Annotated in this window: 24 protein-coding genes; 9 read left to right on the top strand and 15 right to left on the bottom strand. The window is 68.6% G+C overall.

The window, feature by feature from the left end; genetic code table 11:
• Positions 1-125: 125 nt before the first annotated feature.
• Positions 126-653: a winged helix-turn-helix transcriptional regulator gene (locus ACQ3HB_RS07645; RefSeq protein ID WP_430919220.1), complete on the bottom strand. Its 528-nt coding sequence runs from the start codon at positions 651-653 to the stop codon at positions 126-128.
• A 103-nt stretch (positions 654-756) separates the two neighbouring features.
• Here ACQ3HB_RS07645 and ACQ3HB_RS07640 point away from each other — a divergent pair, with 103 nt between their 5' ends.
• Positions 757-1,989 carry an MFS transporter gene (locus ACQ3HB_RS07640; protein ID WP_430919218.1) on the top strand — a complete coding sequence of 411 codons (1,233 nt, stop codon included), beginning with the start codon at positions 757-759 and terminating at the stop codon, positions 1,987-1,989.
• A 3-nt stretch (positions 1,990-1,992) separates the two neighbouring features.
• On the opposite strand, the gene ACQ3HB_RS07635 is transcribed toward ACQ3HB_RS07640, so the two are convergent.
• From ACQ3HB_RS07635 to ACQ3HB_RS07625, 3 genes are all read right to left on the bottom strand, one after another.
• On the bottom strand, positions 1,993-2,298 hold the full coding sequence (locus ACQ3HB_RS07635) for a hypothetical protein (protein ID WP_430919217.1): 306 nt from the start codon (positions 2,296-2,298) through the stop codon (positions 1,993-1,995).
• Positions 2,295-2,987, bottom strand: a complete 693-nt coding sequence (locus ACQ3HB_RS07630; RefSeq protein WP_430919216.1) for a histidine phosphatase family protein — start codon at positions 2,985-2,987, stop codon at positions 2,295-2,297. The genes ACQ3HB_RS07635 and ACQ3HB_RS07630 overlap by 4 nt, the downstream gene beginning before the upstream one ends.
• Positions 2,988-3,089: 102 nt before the next feature.
• Positions 3,090-3,332 (bottom strand): hypothetical protein, encoded by a 243-nt coding sequence (locus ACQ3HB_RS07625; RefSeq protein ID WP_430919214.1) that lies wholly within the window; start codon positions 3,330-3,332, stop codon positions 3,090-3,092.
• A gap of 232 nt (positions 3,333-3,564) precedes the next feature.
• On the opposite strand from ACQ3HB_RS07625, the gene ACQ3HB_RS07620 reads away from it, so the two are divergent.
• Together ACQ3HB_RS07620 and ACQ3HB_RS07615 are read left to right on the top strand one after the other, a co-directional pair.
• A complete protein-coding gene (locus ACQ3HB_RS07620) occupies positions 3,565-4,272 on the top strand; it encodes a GAF and ANTAR domain-containing protein (protein ID WP_430919212.1) in 708 nt (235 codons plus the stop codon).
• The gene (locus tag ACQ3HB_RS07615; protein ID WP_430919210.1) at positions 4,269-4,985 is read left to right on the top strand and encodes an ANTAR domain-containing protein; all 717 of its coding nucleotides are present in this window, start codon (positions 4,269-4,271) and stop codon (positions 4,983-4,985) included. The genes ACQ3HB_RS07620 and ACQ3HB_RS07615 overlap by 4 nt, the downstream gene beginning before the upstream one ends.
• Here the strand turns inward: ACQ3HB_RS07615 and ACQ3HB_RS07610 are convergent.
• The 4 genes from ACQ3HB_RS07610 to ACQ3HB_RS07595 are packed head-to-tail and all read right to left on the bottom strand — an operon-like array spanning position 4,982 to position 8,234.
• A complete protein-coding gene (locus ACQ3HB_RS07610) occupies positions 4,982-5,833 on the bottom strand; it encodes an ABC transporter ATP-binding protein (protein ID WP_430919208.1) in 852 nt (283 codons plus the stop codon). The two genes, ACQ3HB_RS07615 and ACQ3HB_RS07610, sit on opposite strands and share 4 nt — an antisense overlap.
• Positions 5,830-7,116, bottom strand: a complete 1,287-nt coding sequence (locus ACQ3HB_RS07605) for a CynX/NimT family MFS transporter (RefSeq protein ID WP_430919206.1) — start codon at positions 7,114-7,116, stop codon at positions 5,830-5,832. The genes ACQ3HB_RS07610 and ACQ3HB_RS07605 overlap by 4 nt, the downstream gene beginning before the upstream one ends.
• Positions 7,113-7,811, bottom strand: a complete 699-nt coding sequence (locus ACQ3HB_RS07600) for a FadR/GntR family transcriptional regulator (protein WP_430919205.1) — start codon at positions 7,809-7,811, stop codon at positions 7,113-7,115. The genes ACQ3HB_RS07605 and ACQ3HB_RS07600 overlap by 4 nt, the downstream gene beginning before the upstream one ends.
• A 36-nt stretch (positions 7,812-7,847) precedes the next feature.
• The gene (locus tag ACQ3HB_RS07595; RefSeq protein WP_430919204.1) at positions 7,848-8,234 is read right to left on the bottom strand and encodes a nuclear transport factor 2 family protein; all 387 of its coding nucleotides are present in this window, start codon (positions 8,232-8,234) and stop codon (positions 7,848-7,850) included.
• Positions 8,235-8,517: 283 nt separating this feature from the next.
• Between ACQ3HB_RS07595 and ACQ3HB_RS07590 the strand changes: the two genes are divergently transcribed.
• A complete protein-coding gene (locus ACQ3HB_RS07590) occupies positions 8,518-8,853 on the top strand; it encodes a winged helix-turn-helix transcriptional regulator (protein ID WP_430919202.1) in 336 nt (111 codons plus the stop codon).
• A gap of 49 nt (positions 8,854-8,902) precedes the next feature.
• Here ACQ3HB_RS07590 and ACQ3HB_RS07585 read toward each other — a convergent pair whose 3' ends face one another.
• From ACQ3HB_RS07585 to ACQ3HB_RS07575, 3 genes are read right to left on the bottom strand one after another with little or no spacing between them, the layout of a single operon-like run.
• Positions 8,903-9,856 carry an alpha/beta hydrolase gene (locus ACQ3HB_RS07585; RefSeq protein ID WP_430919200.1) on the bottom strand — a complete coding sequence of 318 codons (954 nt, stop codon included), beginning with the start codon at positions 9,854-9,856 and terminating at the stop codon, positions 8,903-8,905.
• Positions 9,853-11,235 carry a sensor histidine kinase gene (locus tag ACQ3HB_RS07580; RefSeq protein ID WP_430919198.1) on the bottom strand — a complete coding sequence of 461 codons (1,383 nt, stop codon included), beginning with the start codon at positions 11,233-11,235 and terminating at the stop codon, positions 9,853-9,855. The genes ACQ3HB_RS07585 and ACQ3HB_RS07580 overlap by 4 nt, the downstream gene beginning before the upstream one ends.
• The gene (locus ACQ3HB_RS07575) at positions 11,228-11,896 is read right to left on the bottom strand and encodes a response regulator transcription factor (RefSeq protein ID WP_430919196.1); all 669 of its coding nucleotides are present in this window, start codon (positions 11,894-11,896) and stop codon (positions 11,228-11,230) included. Before ACQ3HB_RS07575 ends, ACQ3HB_RS07580 begins: the two co-directional genes overlap by 8 nt.
• 196 nt (positions 11,897-12,092) lie before the next feature.
• On the opposite strand from ACQ3HB_RS07575, the gene ACQ3HB_RS07570 reads away from it, so the two are divergent.
• The 3 genes from ACQ3HB_RS07570 to ACQ3HB_RS07560 are packed head-to-tail and all read left to right on the top strand — an operon-like array spanning position 12,093 to position 14,827.
• A complete protein-coding gene (locus ACQ3HB_RS07570) occupies positions 12,093-12,410 on the top strand; it encodes a hypothetical protein (RefSeq protein ID WP_430919195.1) in 318 nt (105 codons plus the stop codon).
• A 42-nt stretch (positions 12,411-12,452) separates the two neighbouring features.
• Positions 12,453-12,806 (top strand): Cd(II)/Pb(II)-sensing metalloregulatory transcriptional regulator CmtR, encoded by a 354-nt coding sequence (cmtR, locus tag ACQ3HB_RS07565; protein ID WP_430919194.1) that lies wholly within the window; start codon positions 12,453-12,455, stop codon positions 12,804-12,806.
• A complete protein-coding gene (locus ACQ3HB_RS07560; protein ID WP_430919423.1) occupies positions 12,803-14,827 on the top strand; it encodes a heavy metal translocating P-type ATPase in 2,025 nt (674 codons plus the stop codon). Before cmtR ends, ACQ3HB_RS07560 begins: the two co-directional genes overlap by 4 nt.
• Here ACQ3HB_RS07560 and ACQ3HB_RS07555 read toward each other — a convergent pair.
• The 4 genes from ACQ3HB_RS07555 to ACQ3HB_RS07540 all read right to left on the bottom strand — a co-directional run bounded on the left by ACQ3HB_RS07555 (position 14,824) and on the right by ACQ3HB_RS07540 (position 18,918).
• On the bottom strand, positions 14,824-15,666 hold the full coding sequence (locus tag ACQ3HB_RS07555) for an ABC transporter ATP-binding protein (RefSeq protein WP_430919192.1): 843 nt from the start codon (positions 15,664-15,666) through the stop codon (positions 14,824-14,826). The two genes, ACQ3HB_RS07560 and ACQ3HB_RS07555, sit on opposite strands and share 4 nt — an antisense overlap.
• On the bottom strand, positions 15,663-16,769 hold the full coding sequence (locus ACQ3HB_RS07550; protein ID WP_430919191.1) for a FecCD family ABC transporter permease: 1,107 nt from the start codon (positions 16,767-16,769) through the stop codon (positions 15,663-15,665). The genes ACQ3HB_RS07555 and ACQ3HB_RS07550 overlap by 4 nt, the downstream gene beginning before the upstream one ends.
• Positions 16,766-17,917, bottom strand: coding sequence for an iron chelate uptake ABC transporter family permease subunit (locus ACQ3HB_RS07545; RefSeq protein ID WP_430919190.1), 1,152 nt, complete (start codon positions 17,915-17,917; stop codon positions 16,766-16,768). The genes ACQ3HB_RS07550 and ACQ3HB_RS07545 overlap by 4 nt, the downstream gene beginning before the upstream one ends.
• Positions 17,918-18,105: 188 nt before the next feature.
• Positions 18,106-18,918 carry an AraC family transcriptional regulator gene (locus tag ACQ3HB_RS07540; RefSeq protein WP_430919188.1) on the bottom strand — a complete coding sequence of 271 codons (813 nt, stop codon included), beginning with the start codon at positions 18,916-18,918 and terminating at the stop codon, positions 18,106-18,108.
• A gap of 84 nt (positions 18,919-19,002) precedes the next feature.
• Here ACQ3HB_RS07540 and ACQ3HB_RS07535 point away from each other — a divergent pair, with 84 nt between their 5' ends.
• Complete coding sequence (locus ACQ3HB_RS07535; protein ID WP_430919185.1) at positions 19,003-19,641, top strand: TetR/AcrR family transcriptional regulator; 639 nt, start codon at positions 19,003-19,005, stop codon at positions 19,639-19,641.
• A 133-nt stretch (positions 19,642-19,774) separates the two neighbouring features.
• Complete coding sequence (locus ACQ3HB_RS07530) at positions 19,775-20,296, top strand: CarD family transcriptional regulator (RefSeq protein WP_430919183.1); 522 nt, start codon at positions 19,775-19,777, stop codon at positions 20,294-20,296.
• The last annotated feature ends 86 nt before the right edge of the window (positions 20,297-20,382 follow it).

The following is a 20,382-nucleotide window of genomic DNA, read 5'->3' as shown; positions in this document are numbered from 1 at the left end:
GTACTGCCTCGATCCGGAACGTGGTCCGCCGGTCCCGTAATCCCGCTCGGGATCCCGCACTTTGACGTGCGTCACGTCCTTCCAGGGAAGAAATGCGGAACCGGGCGGAACTGTGTGCAAGCGATCTAGGACGTGGTCGCTCCGGCAGCTGCAGCTCCAGCTCCAGCTCCAGTGGCACGTGCTCGCGCAGCCGCCTGGGCTTCGAGGCGGAGCGCGGGCGTCACCGTGACGCCGGAGGGCTCGACCCGTCGGCCGTCGGCCGTCACGAAGGCGACATCGAGCGCCTCTCCCGTGATCGCGTCCGTGTAGACGGGTCCTGTGCTGTCCTCCCGAGGACGGTTGTCCTCACCCCAGCGGGAGAGTCCCGCGATGACGAAGTGCAGGTCCGCGCCCGCATCGGTCAAGACGTACTCGTGACGCTCCCGGCTGCCCTCGTCACGGTACGGCCGACGCTCGAACACGCCGTCGTCGACGAGCTTCGTCAAGCGCGCCGTGAGGATGTCGGGAGCGATGCCGAGTTCGTCGCGGAACTGCGAGAACTGCGTGCTACCCCAGAACGCCTCGCGCACGATGAGGAGCGTCCATTTGTCGCCGAGGAGGTCGACCGCGCGAGCGATCGCACACCGAGCCTCTTTGCCGAGTGACTTGACCATGAAGACATCGTATCACCTGGGTATGAAAAACCTATCCATATGCTAGCTTGGAATCTCCAAGTCAGAGGGTGGCGAGTGTCACCACGTCGGAGAGGGACAAGATATGCGCACACTGAGCGACCGGGCGAGCTTCCGGGTATCGGCGATGGTGGTGGGCCTCGCCCTGTGGGCCAGTGCCGCCCCGTCGATGAGCTACCCGCTCTATGCGGCCGCATGGGGGCTCACTCCTGCCCTCACGACGATGGTCTTCGCCGTCTACCCGATCGCCCTCGTCGTTGTGCTGCTGCTCTTCGGCAACCTCTCCGACTACATCGGCAGACGTGCGTCGATGCTGCTCGGCCTCACCTCGCTGCTGGTCGGAGCCCTCCTGTTCGCGGCGGCATCGGACGTCTGGTGGCTCTTCGTCGGCCGCGCATTCATGGGTATCGGCGTCGGGCTCTCGGTGAGTCCGGGCAGCGCGGCGATGATCGAGTTCAGCTCTCCGGAGAAGCGGCGGCTGACGAGCGCCATCAACACCGCGGCGACCGCGTTCGGCGTGGTCCTCGCGCTCTTCGTCGGTGGAGCGCTCGTGCAGTTCGCACCGCTGCCCCTGCACCTCGACTACCTCGTGCTCGCAGCCGTGATCATCGCAGTCCTCGCCCTCACCTGGTTCCTGCCGCGCCGGACCGGCTCCGAGGCCGCGGGGCGATGGAGGCCGCAGGGCATCGCCGTTCCGCGGGGCCTGCGACTCGTCCTCATCACGGCTGCTGCAGCGATCACCTGCGCCTACGCCGTCGGCGCGCTGCTCCTGTCGCTCGGTGGCCAGATCGCTCACGACCTCGTCGGTTCGAACAACGCATTCGTGACGGGCGCCCTGATGTCGCTGTTCGGGATCGCCGTCGGCATCGTCGCGATCGCGTGCTCCCGTCTGGCGCCGCGGCTCAACATCGGCATCGGCGCCGTCGTCTCGCTCCTCGGCGTCGCGCTGCTCGTCGAAGCCGGAGTGACCCACAACCTGTGGATCTTCCTCGCGTCGTCGGTCGTGAACGGAGCCGGCTACAGCCTGACGTTCCTCGGTGGTGTCTCGCTCATCGGGGCCACTGCGCCGGCCCATCATCGCGCAGGGATGTTCTCCGCCGCATACCTCGTCGGGTACGTCGGTCAGGGGATCACGGCCGTCGTGCTCGGCGTCGTCGCGACGAATACGGGGATCGGTTCCGCGCTCGACGACGGCGCCGTCGCCCTCGGGGTGCTCTTCCTCGTCGCGCTCACGCTCGCCTGGACGACGCGGGTGCGCAAGCGCGCAGGGATGAATGCTGCCGCGACGGGTGCGATCCCGACGGCGGACGCGGCGTGATCGCTAGTGCTGTTCCGGGCGCATGAGGACGGTCGTCGGGATGACGAATGCGAGCGTCGCCGCGAGGATGCCGCAGAAGAACATGAGCGCCTCGACGCCGTGCATCTCGGCGGCCGTTCCCATCAGGTAGAGCCCGCCGAGGAATAGCACGAACGACGCGATGAGCGTCACTCCCGTGACGCCGCTCCCGGGGCCTTCGATGTCGCCGGTCGGGTCGACCGGGCGCCTGGAGCGGGGTCCATGACTGGTGTCGGTCGGGGTGTGTGAACGGTTCTGGTTCTGTGAACGGTTCTGGTTGCTGCTGCTCATGTTCGTCCTTCGGTTGACTGCGCGGGTCCGGTGGTTCGGGTAGGCGGCCTGGGTGACCAACGGCCGGCGCCTGGCTCACGAACGAGCACGGTCGCGGAACCGTTGGGCACCTCGTCCGGCTCGATGCCGATGAGCGCGTTCATGATGCTGCGCGCTACGACCAGGTGGCAGACGAGGATGAGGTCCTCACTCGGATACACCTGGAGGACGCGCCGGAGACCCGTGCTCACGCGGGCGTCGACGTCGCGGCGCCGCTCGCCCTCCGGGGAGTCGCCCGAGGGCCAGGTGAGGAAGGCGTCCTTCGCGGGAGTGCCCTCGGCGACGCCGAAGGACTGCTCGGTGAACTCGGGGACGATCAACGGCTCATCGAGTCCGAGGTGCTCGGCGATGATGCGCGCCGTCGTCGAGGCGCGTCGGAGGGGGGATGCGATGACGCGCGCCCATGAGGTGGGTGGACGGGGGATCGCGGGCTCTGGGAAGGGCGCTCGGGGCGCCGTCGGCCCCGCGAGCTCCATGGCGGCCAACAGTGCCTGGGCTTCCCCTGTCGCGTTCAGCGGTTGATCGACGCGCCCTTGGAGGAGCCCTTGGCGGTTCCAATCGGTCTCGCCGTGTCGAATGACCGCGAGGCGTCTCGGGGAAGCGATTGGGTCGCCGGCCACGGGAAGACGTCCGTCAACTGCTTCATGCACAAATCAATAGTGCACGAACTAATTGAGGAAGGCAAAACACGAGACGGACGCGCGCATGGGCGCTCTCACGCTCACGCACACACGGCCGACGACCGTCGCCGGTCAGTCGCTGCTGTCTCCCGACGGCTCGGCGCTCGCGTCTCCGCGGTCGTCAGAGCCGACATCGCCTCCGTCTTCGTCACGTGCGTCGCCCGTGGAGGAACCGACCCGCGTCGTCGGCGACGGTTCGAGGTCGGCTGCGGGCGCGGACTCCTCACCGTGCGCGCGAAGGTAGTCGGTCTCCTCGTCGGCAGCACCCTCGGATTCCTGCGGGACGTTGTTCTCGGTGCCGAAGCTGTCGCTCATCGTGCGGTCCTTCCGGAAGGTGTTCGGGTGGTCACGTGCTCGAGTGCTCGCGTAGTCGCGTGTCCGACGCTAGTCCTGCTGACGCTGCCGTCCGACGGGTTGACGGGCGCACAGCAGGCGAGTACGCGGCATTTGTCGCGATCGTGTCGACGCAGCGTGGAGTACCGTTGGGGGATGGTTGATCTGATGTGGGATGCGGTGCGCCGATCGGTCGACCGGGTGGGGGATCAGCGTGTCTGATCGGTTCTCGGCGGCTGCGGAGGCGCTCTACAAGCTGCAGGACGACGCGCACCTCACGCGCCCCGTGCTCGACGTCGTCCCCGTCACCGGCGCATCGATCTCCACGATCGGCGAGTTCCTCGGTCCGGAGACGATCTCTTCGAGCGACTCGGTCGCAGCCAGGCTCGATGAACTCCAATTCGACCTCGGTGAAGGCCCGTGCTGGGATGCTCTGAGTTCCGCCGGACCGGTGCTCGTGCCCGACATCCGCGACATCGAAGCAGGCCTCTGGCCGGCGTTCACACGCGCCATCAGCAGCGAGGGCGTCGGCGCCATCTTCGCCTTCCCGCTCGCCATCGGCCCGCTTCGGATCGGAGCGATGGACCTCTACTCGGCTGAGCCGGGTGAACTCAGCAGCGAATACGCCGAACAGTCGATGCTGCTCGCCGACATCGTCAGTCGCCGGGTCCTCAGGAGGTCGCTGCGTCTCGCAGGCGCCCCCGAGTACGCGGAGGACAACAGCCGACACTCCAGGCGCTCCATCCATCAGGCCGTCGGTTTCGTGATCGCCCAACTCGGCATCTCTCCCGAGGACGCACAGCTCCTCATCCAAGGGCACGCGTTCGGCGAAGGGCGTTCGATGCGCGAGGTCGCCGAGGACATCCTCGAACGGCGGCTCACCTTCACGGCGTCCGCCAGCACGATCGGAGACGTCCGATGACAGAGGTGAACCGAGACGCCAGGCTCTTCGAAGTCTTCGCGACACTCGCGGACACCCTCGTCGACGACTACGACGTCTTCGACCTCCTGCAGACGCTCGTCGAAGCCTGTCAGGAGCTGTTCGACGTCTCGTCCGCGGGGCTTCTGCTCGCCGACGAGCAGCACGGCGTCCTCGACGTCGTCGCTTCGACGAGTGAGGAGAGTCGACTCGTCGAGACGATGCAGCTCGGTGCGGAGGCCGGTCCGTGCATCCGCTGCTTCGAGACCTCCACGATCGTCTCCCTGCCCGACATCTCGCAGGCGCCGCCTGAGTGGTCCGCGTTCCGGGACAGTGCTCTGGCGCAGGGCTATTCCTCCGTCTATGCGCTCCCGCTCCGCCTCCGCGACACGACGATCGGGGCACTGAACCTCTTCCGACAGAGCGTCGGGGAGCTGAACGAGACCGATGTCCGTGCGGCGCAGGCCCTCGCGGACGTCGCGACGATCGGCATCCTCCACGAACGCACGCTGCGCGCCACGGATGCGGTGCGGGACCAGCTGCAGCACGCGCTGACCACGCGTGTCACGATCGAGCAGGCGAAGGGCGTCCTCGCGTACACGCACGACGTGACGATGGACGAGGCGTTCGCCATGCTGCGGAGCCACGCCCGGAGCAATCGACTCGCGCTGGCGGAAGTCGCCCGTCAGCTGGTCGACCGGACCCTGATCTTCTAACGGAGACCCGTCACGGCCGACCAGCGGCCGTTCGCGCGGTTCACTCGGATCGGGTAGTCGAATGCGGCTGAGATGTTGTCCGTCGTCAGGACGTCGTCGGCCGGCCCCTGCGCGATGATGCGGCCGTCACGGACGAGCGCTGCGTGCGTCGTCGTGCTCGGCAGCTCTTCCAGGTGGTGCGTGATCGTCACGGTCGCGAGCTTCGGATGCTGCTGCACGAGGCCACGGATCCGATCGAGTAGGTGCTCGCGCGCGGCGACGTCGAGCCCGGTCGAGGGTTCGTCGAGGAGCAGGAGTTCCGGATCCGTCATGAGCGCACGGGCGATGAGCGCACGGCCGCGTTCGCCCTGCGACAGGGTGGTCCACGGCTCGTTCCGGATGTGCGCGATGCCGAGGAGGTCGAGGAGCGCATCGGCTCGATCGAGCTGTTCCTCGGTGGGATTCCACCGCATCTGCCGTTCGATGGTCGCGGTCACGCCCGTGAGGACGACGTCGACCGCGCGGAGCGGGGAGGTGAGCGGGTGCCGCGGCTGCACGAAACCGATATCGTGGCGCAGCTCGTTGAGATCGGTCCGCCCGATGCGACGCCCCAGGACCCAGGCTTGCCCGCGCGTGGGGTGCGTGACGGCTGCGCAGAGGATCATGAGCGTCGTCTTGCCCGCGCCGTTCGGACCGATGATCGTCCAGTGCTCGCCCTCGTGCACCTCGAGGTCGACGTCTTCGAGAAGCGTTCTGCCGTTGCGGACGAACGCGACATCGGTGAAGTGCAGGACGGTGCGGGTGGTCTCGGCGTTGGCTCGGGTGCCGATGGTGGCGCGGGTGGTTCGGCGAGTACTGGTGTCGCTCACGCGAGCTCCTCGTGGGTGTATCGGTCCCGCCCGGCGAGGAGCGCGAAGATGAACTGGGTCGCTGCGATGCAGACGACGAGGACGATGGGGGCCATCCACCAGCCGCTCGCATCGATGAGGAGGCCGGCGCCGATCGGGCCGAACGCCGCGAGCAGGTAGCCGACGCCCTGGACCATCCCGGAGAGGCGCGTGGCGTCGGAGGCTGAACGGGATCGGAGGGCGACGAGGCTCAGCGCGACCACGAGACTGCTCCCGGAGCTGATGCCGGCGATGACGACCCACAGGATGATGAGGTCTGGCATGAACAGCAGGCCGAGCATCGCCGCGAGCATGCCGGCGCTCACCGCTGCACCGACGGCGCGCTGGTCGGCTCGTCGACCCATGAGCAACGTCACGCCGAGCCCGCCGGCGATGCCGACGATCTGGAAGGTGAAGAGGTGCCAACCGGCCGCGGCGATGGCGGTACCGCCGTGCGCCTCGATCGCGGGAAGCCACGTGATGAGGAGGTAGAAGCTCGTGGACTGCAGGCCCATGAAGCACGTGACCTGCCAGGCGACGGTCGACGTCCACATCGAACGACGGGCGGGACGCGGGTGCGGCGTCGTCGGTTCGGCGGGCAGGGCACTGAACGGCGCTGATGCGCGGCGGGGGAGGCGGAGCGTCCAGACGGCGGCCGAGACGATGCTCAGGAGCGCCCAGACGCCAATGCCGAGCCGCCAGCCGCCCCACTCGCTGAGGGGGACTGCGATGCCGGAGGCGAGTGCCGCGAACGCACTGATGACCGCGGAGTACGCGCCCGTCATGAGGGCGATGCGTCGGGGGAAGTCGCGCTTGACGATCGACGGGACGAGGACGTTGCAGACGGCGATCGCCGCACCGAGCACGGCGGTGCCGATCCACAGGTTCGCCTCGAAGCCCGGCAGGGATCGGATGACGGTCCCCATGATCAGAACCAGGAGCGCGAGGAACACGGCGCGTTCCGTGCCGAGGCGGGTGCTGATGAGGTGCACGAACGGTGACACGACCGCGAAGGCGAGGAGCGGGACCGCTCCGAGCAGGCCGAGTGACGCGGTCGCGAGCCCCGTGTCGTCGGCGATGTGCCCGATGACGGCGCCGACGGCCGTGATCGACGGTCGCAGGTTCGCTGCGACGACGAGGACCGTGAGCGCGAGCAGGGCGTTCGGCAGGATGCGATGTGTTCCGGAGGTGAGGGCTTGCCCCTGAGGAGCAGCGGGAATCGGAGCGGCGGGAATCGGAGCAGCGGGAATCGAAGCGGTCGTCACGAGGCAGGACCGCCGATGGCGCTCAGGAAGGTCACGTCGTCGATCAGTTCGGTCGCGATGCGCTCCGCGGCGTCCGGCTCGTGGTCGGCGATCGCCTGGCGGAGCTGCCGGTGCGACCGCTCGATGATGGGGTCCTCCGGGAGGACCGCCGTCTGGCTGATGGTCTCGGTCATCGTCTGCGCGATGGCGTCGTAGAGGCGGACGAGGAGCGGATTGCCGCTGGCCTCGATGACGCCTCGGTGGAACCGGATGTCCGCCGCCACGTAGGCGTCCCGGTCTCCTCGGTCGTGGGCTTCCTGTCGTGCGGCGAGCGCTTCGTCGAGTGCTGCGACGTGCTCGGGGGTCGCGTGTTGGGCGGCACGACGGGCCGCGGCCGTTTCGAGGACGGACCGGACGTCGAGCGCGTGCGCGAGATCGGTGACGACCTGGTCGCGCGTGAGGATCGCGGTGAGTTCGTCCGTTGCGCGCACGTAGGTGCCGTCGCCGACCCGCGGGTCGAGCAGCCCGGAGAGGCTGAGGGCCCGCAGGGCCTCGCGGACGGTCCCTCGGCTCACGCCCAGATCGGTGGCGAGTTGGTTCTCGCCGGGGATCTTCGAGCCGACGGGCCAGGTCCCGTCCTTGAGCAGCGCGGTGAACTGCTCGGCGACCTGGGTGACGAGCGGAGCCTGACGGACGGGTGTCGCGATCGATGCCACGTGTAAACCTCCTACATTTACATCGAGGCTATCAGGTCAGACCCAGAACGCGTCCTCGGCGGCCTGATCCTCGCTCATGAGCCAGACCTCGACGATTCGGTCGTCCTGCACTCGGAAGACGTCCACGCCGTGCTGGTGCAGCGGTGCACGGCCCTCGCGCGTTCCCGTGAAGGTGACGGTGGCGGCGACGAGGTCTCCGCCGACGATCGAGGCGTCCGTCGCGACGACGAGCGACCCGGCGCTGCGCTCCATCATTCCTCCGAGGAGGGCAAGGACTGCGGCGGGGCCGACGTGGTCGCCGGAGAGCGGGTGCGTGCCCGGCTGGTGCCAGACGACGTCCGGGTGCAGGGTCGAGGCGAGTGCTGTCATGTCGCCCGCGGCGAGGCTCGCGAGGTAGCGGTCGAAAGTGGATGTCGCGGTCATGGCGGTGTCCGATCTGTGAGGTGAGGTGCGGTGAGGTGCGTGCAGCTGCGCTGCGCAGCGCGCTGGTTCATTTATCCTTGACCGGTCCCGGTTACTTCATCGTTACCTCCTCGGACGCTCGCCCACCCATCGACTCACGCAGCATCATCGCGACTCACGCATCATCGCGACTCACGCAGCATCATCGGACAGGAGCACGACCGTGGCGCCACGCTGGAACGTGTTCTCGAAGACCTGTCCGTCGAGGACGTCGCTCGCACGCATCGCGAATAAGTGGACGGCCATGATCGTCATCTCGCTCGCCGAACGGCCCCACCGATTCGGTGAGCTGCACACACGGCTCGAGGGCATCAGCAAGAAGGTCTTGAGCGACACCCTCCAAGCACTCGAACGCGACGGGATGGTCGAGCGTGCCGAGTTCGACCCGGGATCGGGCTCGGGTTCCGTCCCCGGCTACGCCCTGACACCGCTCGGTAGAACGCTCGAGGAGCCGTTGCTCGCGCTCCAGCGGTGGTCGGAGTCGCACATCGAGCAGGTCCTCGAGTCGCGCGATCGCTGGGACGAGGCCGCGGACGACGCGGTCCTCGGAGGCGCCGTCGAGGGCGTGCAGGACACGTAGGGCACTCAGAGTCGGCACGGCTCATCGGGTGAGCGCAGTCGACCGACGTTCAGGGTCTGAGTCGCTGGGCGACGAACAGCGCCGCTCGATCGACCGCGAGATCGGCTTCGTCCAGTCGTCCGGCCCAAGCCTGGAACACGTGCGGGACATCGGCCGTCACATCGAGGATGACATCGACGCCGGCTTCCCGCGCGCGGTCGGCGAGCCGAACGGAATCGTCCAGCAGGAGCTCGTTCGTGCCGAGCTGCAGCAGGATCGGAGGGAGGCCGGAGAGGTCGGCGAGCACTGCCGGAGCCAGGAGTGGTTGCTGCGGATCCTGGCCGGCGAGGTACAGCTCACCCGTGCGAGCCATGCCGTCGACGGTGAAGAACGGATCGACGCCCTCCTTCGAGTGCATCGAGGTACCCGTCCGGGTGTGGTCGAGCCCCGGGGAGAACGCCACGAGTCCCGCCGGGAGCGGGAGGCCTGCATCTCGGGCCGCGAGGGCCGTCGTGACGGTGAGGCCGCCGCCCGCTGAGTCGCCGGCGAATACGACGGATTCCGGATCGAGCCCGCCGTCCAGCAGCTCGCGATAGGCGTCGAGGCAGTCGTTGATCGCCGCCGGGAACGGATGCTCGGGAGCGAGCCGGTAGTCGAGCGAGATCGCTCTGACACCGGTGCGGATGACGAGATGCGTCGTCACGGCCATGGCCGTCTGCGGAGATCCGAGCGAGAACGATCCGCCATGGAAGTACAGGATCGTTCCGGGTCGTGGCGCTGCATCGGGCCTTGCGTCCGCCTCGACGAGCACGGCCGGGCGACCGCCGAGGCGTGTCGGCGTCCGATGCGCGCCGACCGGAACGGCAAAGGAGCCCATGAATGCGGCGAATCCCGCCCGCATCTGCTCGATGGGGACCGGCCCGGACGGTTGTGGCGCTCGGCGGAGTTCTGCGTCCAGCGCCCGACGCTGCGACCTGCTCACGATGCCGCGCTCACGATGTTCTGCTCGCGATGCCGTGCTCACGATGCTCTGCTCGCGATGCTGTGCTCGCGATGCTGTGCTCGCGATGCTGTGCTCATCCTGCTGTCCATGATGCTCCCGCCCGTCGTGGACAGTGTGGCACGCCCCGCCGACAGGGACGGCCCCGCTGATGAGGGAAGGCATGCGGTGACGACCAGGCCGCCACCAGAACGGGCTTCGAGGAGGAGCGTCCCACCGTGGACCTCGACGATGTTGGCGACGAGCGCGAGACCGAGGCCGTGCGTCTCCGGCATGGCACCACGCGCATTCGGCGGCGTGGTGACCCGCCCGCGAGCCCGGTAGAACGGCTCCGAGAGGAGGGCGAGCTGCTTTGACGAGACCTCCGGGCCGGTGTTCTCGATGGTGAGTGACGCGGGTCGGTCCGCGCCCTCGATCGTCACGGTCGCGAGACCTCGCTCGTCGTTGTGGCGCACGGCGTTGGTCAGCAGGTTGCCGACGAGCTGCCCGAGGAGGACCGGATCGCCGAGGGGTGTGGTCGCGCCGGCCTCCGGACGCCGTTCGTGCACGTCGAACGTGACGCCCGCCGCGACGGCCTCGTGATCGATCGCGGCAAGCTCGGCGTCGACGATCGCACGCAGATCGACCGGCTCCACCGTGATCTCCGTCCTGGCCGTGTCCGAGAGGTCGAGCATCGCCTCCACGATCCGCAGGCTCCGGTCGTTGGTCTCCGACAGTCGCTCGATGAGGAGTGGCAGTCTGCGCGGATCCGGCTCGTCACGACCGACGTCCAGCAGCGCCTTCGTCGTGACGAGCGGAGTGCGCAGTTCGTGCGAGGCGTTGGCGGCGAAACGCTCGTGCGCCGTGAAAGAGCGCTCCAGCCGGTCGAGCATGTCGTCGAAGGTCTTCGAGAGGCGGGTGAACTCGTCGTCGGGCCCTGTGAGTGCGACGCGATGGCTGAGCGACCCGCCCGACGCGCGCTCGGCGGCGCGGGTGAGCGCGCCGAGCGGCCGCAGCATGCGACCCGCGATGATCCAGCTGAGGAAGGCGCCGAATGCGCCGATCACGAGGAGGGCGAGCGAGCTGACGATGAAGAGCGTGTTGAGGACGTCGCCGACGTCCGAGATGACGATGCCGGTCCCGGAGGCGATGCCGGTCCCGGAGGCGGTGGCGGGGGTGGCGTCGACCGGGGTGGAGCCGGTCGGCGCGAACGAGGACGGCGTCAGTGTCGACGGCGTCAGTGTCGACGGTGTCAGGAGCGGAGGCCCCGCCGCCGTGAAGTTGTACGTCGGCACATAGCGCATGACGACCGAGACGACGACGAGCATGAGGATGCCGACGAGCAGGATGAGCAGCGAGCAGGCGAGGGCGAACCGTGCCCGTGCTGACAGGCGCCCGACCAGGCGGGCGGCGAGCTCAGGCATCGGCCCCGCCCATCCGGTAGCCGACGCCGGAGACGGTCTGGATGATCCACGGTTCACCGAGTTTCTTGCGAAGCGCCGAGATCGTGACGCGGATGGCGTTCGTGAACGGATTCGCGTGCTCGTCCCACGCCTGCTCGAGCAGTTGCTCGGCGCTCACGACCCCGCCGTTCGCCCGCATGAGGACGTGCAGGACGGCGAACTCTTTGCGGGAGAGCCGGGTGTAGCGACCGGCGCGGAAGACCTCGAATCGGAAAGCGTTCAGCGTGATGTCGCCGAACTGCAGCGTCGTCGGAGCCGCCTTTCCCGAGCGCCGTTCGAGCGCACGGAGTCGCACCACGAGCTCCGGGAACTCGAACGGTTTCGCGAGGTAGTCGTCCGCTCCCAGCTCGAATCCGCTCACGGTGTCGTTCAGGCGTCGTGCGGCCGTCAGCATGAGGATCCGGGTGTCGAGTTCCGAAGCGCTGATGCGGCGGCAGACCTCGTCGCCGTGGAGGCCGGGCAGGTCGCGATCGAGGACGACGACGTCGTAGTCCGTGATCGTGACGGCCTCCATCGCGGCGAGCCCGTCGTGGACGACATCGGCCGCGATCGCCTGCCGGGTCAGCGCCGTGCGGATCGCGTCCGCCAGGTAGGGCTCGTCTTCGACGATCAGTACACGCATGCGTCCTCCGGGTGCGGTGCTCGGCGTGCTGTGCGCGCCGGAGTCGGGATCACCGCCCGAATGATTAGAACAGATGTCGTATAAGGAAAACGTAGGGACGAATCCTGACGATGTCGCGACGCCGGGTTCGGTGGACTGGATGCACGACCGATCGACGGTCGGAGTCAAGGCCGGGACACCCGGTGAAGGAGCAACGATGTCATTCAGTACTGCAGTCAAGCGTCGGATCATCGGTGGGGCGGCGGCCGCTGCACTCACCCTCGGCGCCGTCGGCGTCGGTGTGGCCATGGCCGGAGCCGCCTCCGCGTCGACGCCGGACGAGTCCGCGAAGGCGACCTCGCTGACCGGGGTCACCGGTGCGAACACGACGGCGCCGTCGGACCACCCGATGGAGCTGCCGAAGGATGTGAAGCCGGGAACGTTCGTCGAGGTCGGCCCGATTTCCCAGGCGACGATCGATGCGATCAAGAGCGGTTCGACGTCCACGCTCACCGAGGCTGTTCCGGCCAAGTAGGCGCCCCTCGCAAATGGTCAGCACACGCTGTATAGTCAGCGTGTGCTGACCATTACTTCACGCCTCGATGTGCTCAACCGACTCGGCCGAGCGATGGCGGATCCAACCCGTTCCCGTATCCTGCTCAGCCTTCTGGAAGGACCGGGACACCCCGCGCAACTCGCGGCCGACCTCGACCTCACCAGATCGAACGTGTCCAACCACCTCGCCTGCCTCCGGGGCTGCGGCATCGTCGTCGCCGTGCCGGAGGGTCGTCGGACGCGGTACGAGATCGCCGACCCGCACCTGACGAAGGCGATGGCCGAGCTCGTGGACGTCGTGCTCGCGGTCGACGACGGGGTTCCGTGCGCCGACGACACGTGCGACGTACCCCTCTGCTGCGGGCCGGGCGCGTGAGCGCCGCCTGCTGCGGACCTGTCGACGAGACGGGCGACGTGAGGGAGGACGTTCCCGGCGTCGAGCAGCGCGAGGCGCCTGAACCGCTTGAGAGCGCTGTTCCGCTTGAGGGCGCTGTTCCGTGGTGGCGGGACCGGGGCGTCCTCACCCCGATCCTGTCCGGCGTCCTGCTCGCCGTCGGGTACGGACTGGCGTGGACCGGGGGCGGCAGCGGCCTCGAAACGCGCGCGCTCGCCACGGCCGCGACGATCGTCCTCGCGGCGAGTCTCCTCGTGGGCGCCTCGACCTTCGTCCCCGGCGCGATCCGGAACCTCGTGCGCGGACGCCTCGGCGTCGGGCTCCTCATGACGATCGCCGCCGTCGGTGCGGTTCTCCTCGGTCACGTCGGCGAAGCAGCTGCGCTCGCCTTCCTCTTCTCGATCGCGGAAGCCCTCGAGGATCGCGCGATGGACCGCGCCAGAGACGGCCTCCGCGCATTGCTCGACGTCCTTCCGGAGACCGCGCGACTGTCGAAGCTCTCCGGCGACGTCATCGTCCCGGCCGCCGACGTGCGCGAGTTCGACATCCTCGAAGTCCGAGCGGGAGAGCGCATCGCGACCGACGGCGTCGTCGTATCGGGGCACAGCAGCCTCGACACGTCCGCCGTCACCGGCGAGTCGATCCCCGTCGACGTCGGACCCGGCGATGTCGCGCCGGCCGGATCGATCAACGGCGGCGGGGTCATCCAGATCGAGGCGACGGCAGACGGTCTCGACAACTCGCTCACCACGATCGTCCGCCTCGTCGAGGAAGCGCACACGCGGAAGGGCGCGAGGGCCCGTCTCGCGGACCGGATCGCTCGTCCGCTCGTCCCGATCGTGCTCGTCGTTGCGGCAGTCGTCGTCCTGTTCGGTTTCCTCGTCGGTGATCCGGCGCTCTGGACCGAGCGCGCACTCGTGGTCCTGGTCGCCGCATCCCCGTGCGCCCTCGCGATCGCCGTCCCCGTCACCGTCATCTCGGCCATCGGATCGGCGAGCCGCTTCGGCGTGGTGATCACCTCCGGCCTCGCCTTCGAGCAACTCGGCGCCGTTCGCAGGATCGCCTTCGACAAGACGGGCACGCTCACCAGGAACGCTCCGGAGGTCGTCGCTGTCGTGGTGGGGTCCGGGGCGAGGGGGTCAGGACTGTCAGAGGCACGAGTGCTCGCTCTGGCCGCGGCGGTGGAGGCACGGAGCACCCATCCCCTCGCCGCAGCACTCGCGACCGCGGTGGACCGGGGCCGGTCGGCCGGATCCCTGCACGCGAGCGACGTCGTCGAGTCTCCGGGACGGGGCGTCACCGGCGTCGTGGACGGAACGGTCGTGCGCGTCGGCAGCACGCGCTGGATCGATCCTGTGGGCCTCGCGGACGCGGCGATGCGCTTCGAGGAGGATGGCATGACCGTGGTCGTCGTGGAGACGGACGGCGAGGCGGCCGGCGTCATCGGCATCCGGGATGAACTGCACCCGGAAGCGGCCGAGGCCGTGCGACGGATCCGTGCCGCGGGCATCGACGTCATGATGCTCACGGGCGACAACGCGCGCACGGCGTCCGCCATCGCCGTGCAGGCCGGCATCGACGAGGTCCGTGCGGAATGCACCCCTGCCGACAAGGCCCAGACGGTCGAGGCGGCCTCCCGTCAGGCGACGACCGCCATGATCGGCGACGGCGTGAACGACGCTCCGGCCCTCGCCGCAGCGAGCGTCGGCATCGCGATGGGGGCGACCGGATCGGCGGCGGCGGTCGAGTCCGCCGAAATCGTCTTCACCGGCACCGACCTCCGTCTCCTACCCGACGCCCTCCTGCACGCGCGGCGGGGCCGCCGCATCATGACGGGCAACATCGTGCTCGCGCTGCTCATCATCGCGGCGCTGTTCCCGCTCGCGCTCTTCGGGGTCCTCGGCCTGGCAGGAGTCGTGCTCGTCCACGAGATCGCTGAGGTCGTCGTGATCCTCAACGGGGTGCGCGCCGCCAGACGGAAGCCCGGATCTCGGGTCGGCTAGAGCAGTGCGCCCTCGGTCGTGTGCGGCACGAGGTCGGGATGGAACGCGCGCCCCGGAGCCCCGAGCGGGATCACGAGCGGGGTGCCGGCGATCGGGTCGGTGAGGATGTGCGCAGGGAGGCCGAAGACGTCGTGGACGAGCTCGGCCGTGATGACGTCCGACGGGGCGCCCTCCGCGACCACCGCACCATCCGCCATCGCGATGATGTGGGTCGCGTAGCGGCAGGCGTGGTTGAGGTCGTGCAGGACGGCGACGAGTGTTCGACCGCCGTCGACGTTGAGTCCGCGCAGCAGTTCGAGGAGCTCGATCTGGTGCGCGATGTCGAGGAAGGTCGTCGGCTCGTCGAGGAGGAGCAGCTCGGTCTCCTGGGCGAGGACCATCGCGACCCACACGCGCTGTCGCTGACCGCCGGAGAGTTCATCGACGAGTCGACCGGAGAGGTCCGTGATGCCCGTCGCTTCGAGGGCCGCCGTGACCGCGAGTTCGTCCTCCACCGACCATTGGCGGAGCATCTTCTGGTGCGGGTGGCGACCGCGCGAGACGAGGTCTGCGACGGTGATGCCGTCGGGGGCGATCGACGTCTGGGGGAGCAGGCCGAGGGTCTGGGCGACCTCTCTGGTCTTGAAGTCGTGGATGTTGCGGCCGTCGAGGAGCACCTGGCCGGCCGACGGCTTGAGGAGTCGGGAGAGCCCTCGGAGGAGCGTCGACTTGCCGCAGCCGTTGGGGCCGACGATCACGGTGAAGGAGCCGTCGGGGATCTTCAACGACAGGTGTTCTGCGATGACGCGTTTCTCGTACGCGAGCGTCGCGTCGGCGACGGCGAGTCTGGTCTCGGTCATGGACGTCTGGCCTCTCTGATCAGCAACCAGACGAAGTAGCCGCCGCCGAGGACGACGGTGACGACTCCGACCGGCAATTCGGACTCGCCCAGGGCGTGCTGAGCCACCCAGTCTGAGGCGAGGAGGAGCACACAGCCCACGGCTGCTGCTGCGGCGAGCGAGATGCCCGCGGAACCTGCGAGTCGTCTGCCGATCTGGGGAGCGGCGAGCGCGACGAAGGCGATGGGGCCGGCGAGGGCGGTCACGGTGGCCGACAGGCCGACGCCGACGATGACGAGCGCGAGTCGCGTGCGCTCGGCGCTCACCCCGAGCTGCCTCGCCGAGTCGTCGCCGAGCTCGAGCATCCGGAGCGGCTTGCTGAGGAGGGCGGCGGCGGGCATGAGGATCGCGAAGGCGATGATCGCCGGCACGAACTGCTCCCACCCGGCTCCGTTCAGCGATCCGGCGCCCCAGAAGGACGCGCTCATCGCGTCGCGGAGTGATGCCTGCAGGATGAGCCAGGTGTTGAAGGAGCCGAGCATGGCGGTCACGCCGATGCCGACGATGATGAGGCGGAAGCCCTGAACGCCGCGCCGGTACGCCAACAGATAGACGACCGCCGCGGTGATGAGGCCTCCCGCGAGGGCGCCGCCCGTCGTGGCGAAGGATCCGCCCTGGACGATGAGCATCACGATGAGCGCACCGCTGTACGCGCCGGCGTCGAATCCGATGATGTCCGGGCTGCCGAGCGGGTTCCTGGTGAGCGATTGGAAGATGCCGCCCGCGAGGCCGAGAGCGATGCCGAAGATCCCGGCGAGCAGGACGCGGGGGAGTCGCCACTCGAGGACGATCGTCTGCACGATGCCCGTCGATCGGCCGGTGAGCGCTTCGACGACTTCGGGAATGCTCAGTTGGTAGGCCCCACTGGCGAGCGAGACGAGGGCGATGAGCACGGCGGCGATCGCGGCGATGACGCACACGACCACGGTTCTGCGCTGGACGCGCCAGGACACGCGGTGTCCACGGCTGCGGCCGGAGAGCTGCGGCCCGCCGAAGTCGATCGCTGGTGCTGCGCCCGGTGTTGGTGCTGCGCCCGGCGCTGGTGCTGCGTCGACGCGGCTCACAGGGCACTCGCCTTCGAACGCCGCGCGAGCCAGATCAGGACGGGTGCGCCGACGAAGGCCGTCACGATGCCGACGGGCAGCTCGGACGGGCGGAGCACGATCCGGCCGAGGACGTCGGAGCCGATGAGGAGGATCGGTGCGAAGGTGATGCTGAGGGCGATGATCCACCGCTGGTCCGGGCCGACGATCCAGCGGGCGACGTGGGGGACCATGAGTCCGACGAAGCCGATCGGGCCGGCCGCAGCGGTTGCAGCGCCGACGAGGAGCGTCACGCTGATGAGCACGAGGATGCGAGTGCGCACCACGCGCGTGCCGAGGGAGGCGGCGAGGTCGTCGCCGAGCCCGATCGCGTTGAGCTCGCGCGCTGCGATGAGGGCGACGATGATCCCGATCACGACGAACGGTGCGATCGTCGCGGAGATGTCGAGCGGACGACCGCTGATCGAGCCGGCGTTCCAACCGCGCATGCTGTCGAAGGCCTTGGGGTTCAGGAAGGTGATGCCGGTCGTGAGACCTGCGAGGACCGCTCCGATGCCGACGCCCGCGAGGGTCAAACGGATCGGTGTCGCGCCTCCCCGACCGATCGACCCGATCGCGTACACGGCGAGGGTGACGAGGATCGCACCGGCGAACGCGAACCACAGGTACTGGTTGATGCTCGTGAGGCCGAAGAAGCCGACGGCGATGACGACGAAGAAGGATGCTCCCGCGTTGACTCCGAGGATGCCGGGGTCGGCGAGCGGGTTCCGGGTGAGCGCCTGGATGAGAGCCCCGGCGACGCCCAGGGCGATTCCCGCGAGGACGCCGAGGACCGTCCGCGGCACTCGGAGGTCGCGGATGATGAGGACCTGGTCCGAGTTCGACGGGTGGAAGAGCGCGCCGACGACCGTCCCGAGCGGGATGTCCTTCGAGCCGATCGCGAGGCTCGCGAGGATGACGAGGACGAGGGCGACGGCCGAGGCGATCCACCAGATCGTGCGGACGCCGTTGGTGTGGACGAGTCCGGAACCTCGGGCGGCTTCGATCGACGACGCCGCGGCTGCTCGTGCGGCCGGGCCGGCGGTCGTTCGCTCGGCGAGGGCCGGTCGTGCGTCGTGCCCCACCGAAGCGTCCGCCTGCACAGGCGTGGACGAGCGGTTCGGGGACATGGGTTCTTCGTTCCGTTCTCAGCGACGACGAGTGCGTCGGGCGGGTGCAGCCCACATCCTCGGGGACGCGCTCTGCAAGCAGGTGTGAGGTAAGCCTAACCTGAGAGCCGTAGATCAGCGTAACGTCGGCCCGGTCGAATGCCCTGTCGAGAACCTGCCGAACGGTGTCGCGAACCGGACATGATCGCTCAGACGGTGAGGGTCTCGACAGCCGTTGGGTGGTCGTCTTCGAGATGAGCGAAGTACGCGCCCGGCGTCTGTCCCGTCACGCTGCGGAAGGAGGCGATGAAGGCGCTGGCGGACGAGTACCCGACCCGACTCGCCGCCTGGCTCACGGAATCGCCCTCGGCGAGGTGGGCGAGCGCGCTCCTGAGGCGGAGCAGCGTGCGCCACCGGGTGAAACCCATGCCGGTCTCGGCGGCGAAGATCCGGGACAGCGTCCTCGACGAAGCACCGACCGTGCGTCCCCAGGCGGCGAGATCACGAGCATCGGTAGGATCCGCCACGAGTGCATCGACGAGATTCCGCGCGCGGGAGTCCTGCGGCATCGGGAGGTCGATCGTCAGCGTGTTCACGGGGCGGAGCAGATCCGGCACGAGTGCTTCGGCCCGGGTCCGTTCCTCGACGCTCAACTCCGTGCACAGGTGGTCGACGAGCTCGCGGAGGAGAGCGCTGACGGTCACGACCGTCGGGACGGTCGGCTGCTCCCGACCGGTCGTCGGTTCGAGGTAGATGCCCTGCATGGTTCCCGCGCGGATCGAGGTGGTGCTGTGCCAGGTGCCCGCGGGGATCCAGAGGGCGAGCGTCGGTGGCAGCATCCAGTGTCGACCGTCGATCGTGACCATCAGGACGCCTGTGCGCACCCAGGCGAGCTGATGTTCGCGGTGCACGTGATCCTCGAATCCCTCACCCTCCTCGAGCGCGAACGAGTCGAGGGCGATGGCGGTCTGCCGCGCGATCGGGACTCCGTGCGGAATCCTGAGTTGGCGGGGAGTCGACATGATCCGTCACCGTACCCCAGTCGCGCCAGCCCCGCATGCGACTATTTCTCGGACAACTGTCCGAGAAGTGGTACACTGGAAGGAATGGCGCGACAATCAGGACCTTCCGACCCCGAGACTGCTCCGGGGCGGACGACAACCGATCCCCGAGCAGAGCGCACCAGGCAGACCATCTTCTCCGCCGTCGGCACGCTCATGGCCGAACGATCCGAGAGCGTCTCCGTCGGCGACATCGTCCGAACCGCGGGTATCAGCCGCAGCTCGTTCTACGCGCACTTCTCGAGCCTCGACGAGCTCACGACCGACTTCCTGCGCCTGCAGTTCTCCGAGATCGGCACGGCCGGCGTCGAGGTCCACCGCGACGAACTCGGTGGCGATCTCGACACGGGACTCGCGGCGGCGCGCATCGGCTATCGACGCCTCATCGCGCATCTCATCGAACACTTCCCGCTGTATTCGAGCGTCCTCGATCTGCCTGTCGCCCGCGACACCTACGACGACATCGTCACGGCCTACACCAACCGGATGCTCGCCTCCCTCATCGACACCGTCACTGTGCCGCCCGGAGTGAAGCCGGAAGTCGTCACCACCTACGTCGCGGGTGGAACACTCGCCCTCATCGACGTCTGGATGCGCGGACGGATCGATGTCTCCGACGACCAGTTGGTCGACGAACTCATCGACCTGTTACCGCCCTGGCTGCTCGCCTCCGGCACCGAGTAGCCCGGGATGACGCAGTTCACGCCCCGAAGCTCGACCCCATAGCCCGTCCGATCACCGGACCCACACCTGTTCGACCTCTGCCGGCTCCAGCCAGTCGGCGCACGCAACCTGAGAAGAGAAGAGACACACTGCCATGAAGTTCACTGTTGGGGAAACGCTCGTCTACCCGCACCACGGCGCCGTCACCATCACCGAGCTGTCGACCCTCACCATCAAGGGTGAGGAACAGCAGGTCATGACCCTCCGCGTGCACACGAGCGATCTGACGATCAAGCTCCCGATCGCGAACGCCGACCTCGTCGGCGTCCGCGACGTCATCGACAACGAAGGCGTCCAGGCCGTGTACACGGTCCTCCGCGAGCCCTTCGTCGAGGAGCCGGGCAACTGGTCGCGCCGGTACAAGGCCAACCAGGAGAAGATGGCGAGCGGCAACGTCCACCGCGTCGGCGAGGTCGTCCGCGACCTGTGGCGCCGCGACCAGGACAGCGGCGTTTCGGCCGGCGAGAAGCGCATGCTGCAGAAGGCGCGCCAGGTCCTCGTCTCCGAGCTCGCACTCGCCCAGGGTCTCGACGACGACGGCGCCTCCGTCCTCCTCGACGAGGTCCTCGCGCAGACGCTCGCGGACCCGGAGACGCTCACGGCTGCCGCCAAGTAGCAGGGCAGGGCAGCGTCCGGACGCCCCGGAAGCATCGTTGGAAGCGCGGGTCCTCTCGGACCCGCGCTTTCGTCGTTCCTGGACCT

Origin of the sequence: Plantibacter lichenum, from assembly GCF_050587525.1 — a bacterium.
GTDB lineage: Bacteria > Actinomycetota > Actinomycetes > Actinomycetales > Microbacteriaceae > Plantibacter.
Note: the sequence above shows the minus strand (reverse complement) of the source record. Positions and strands in the feature narration are given on the sequence as shown.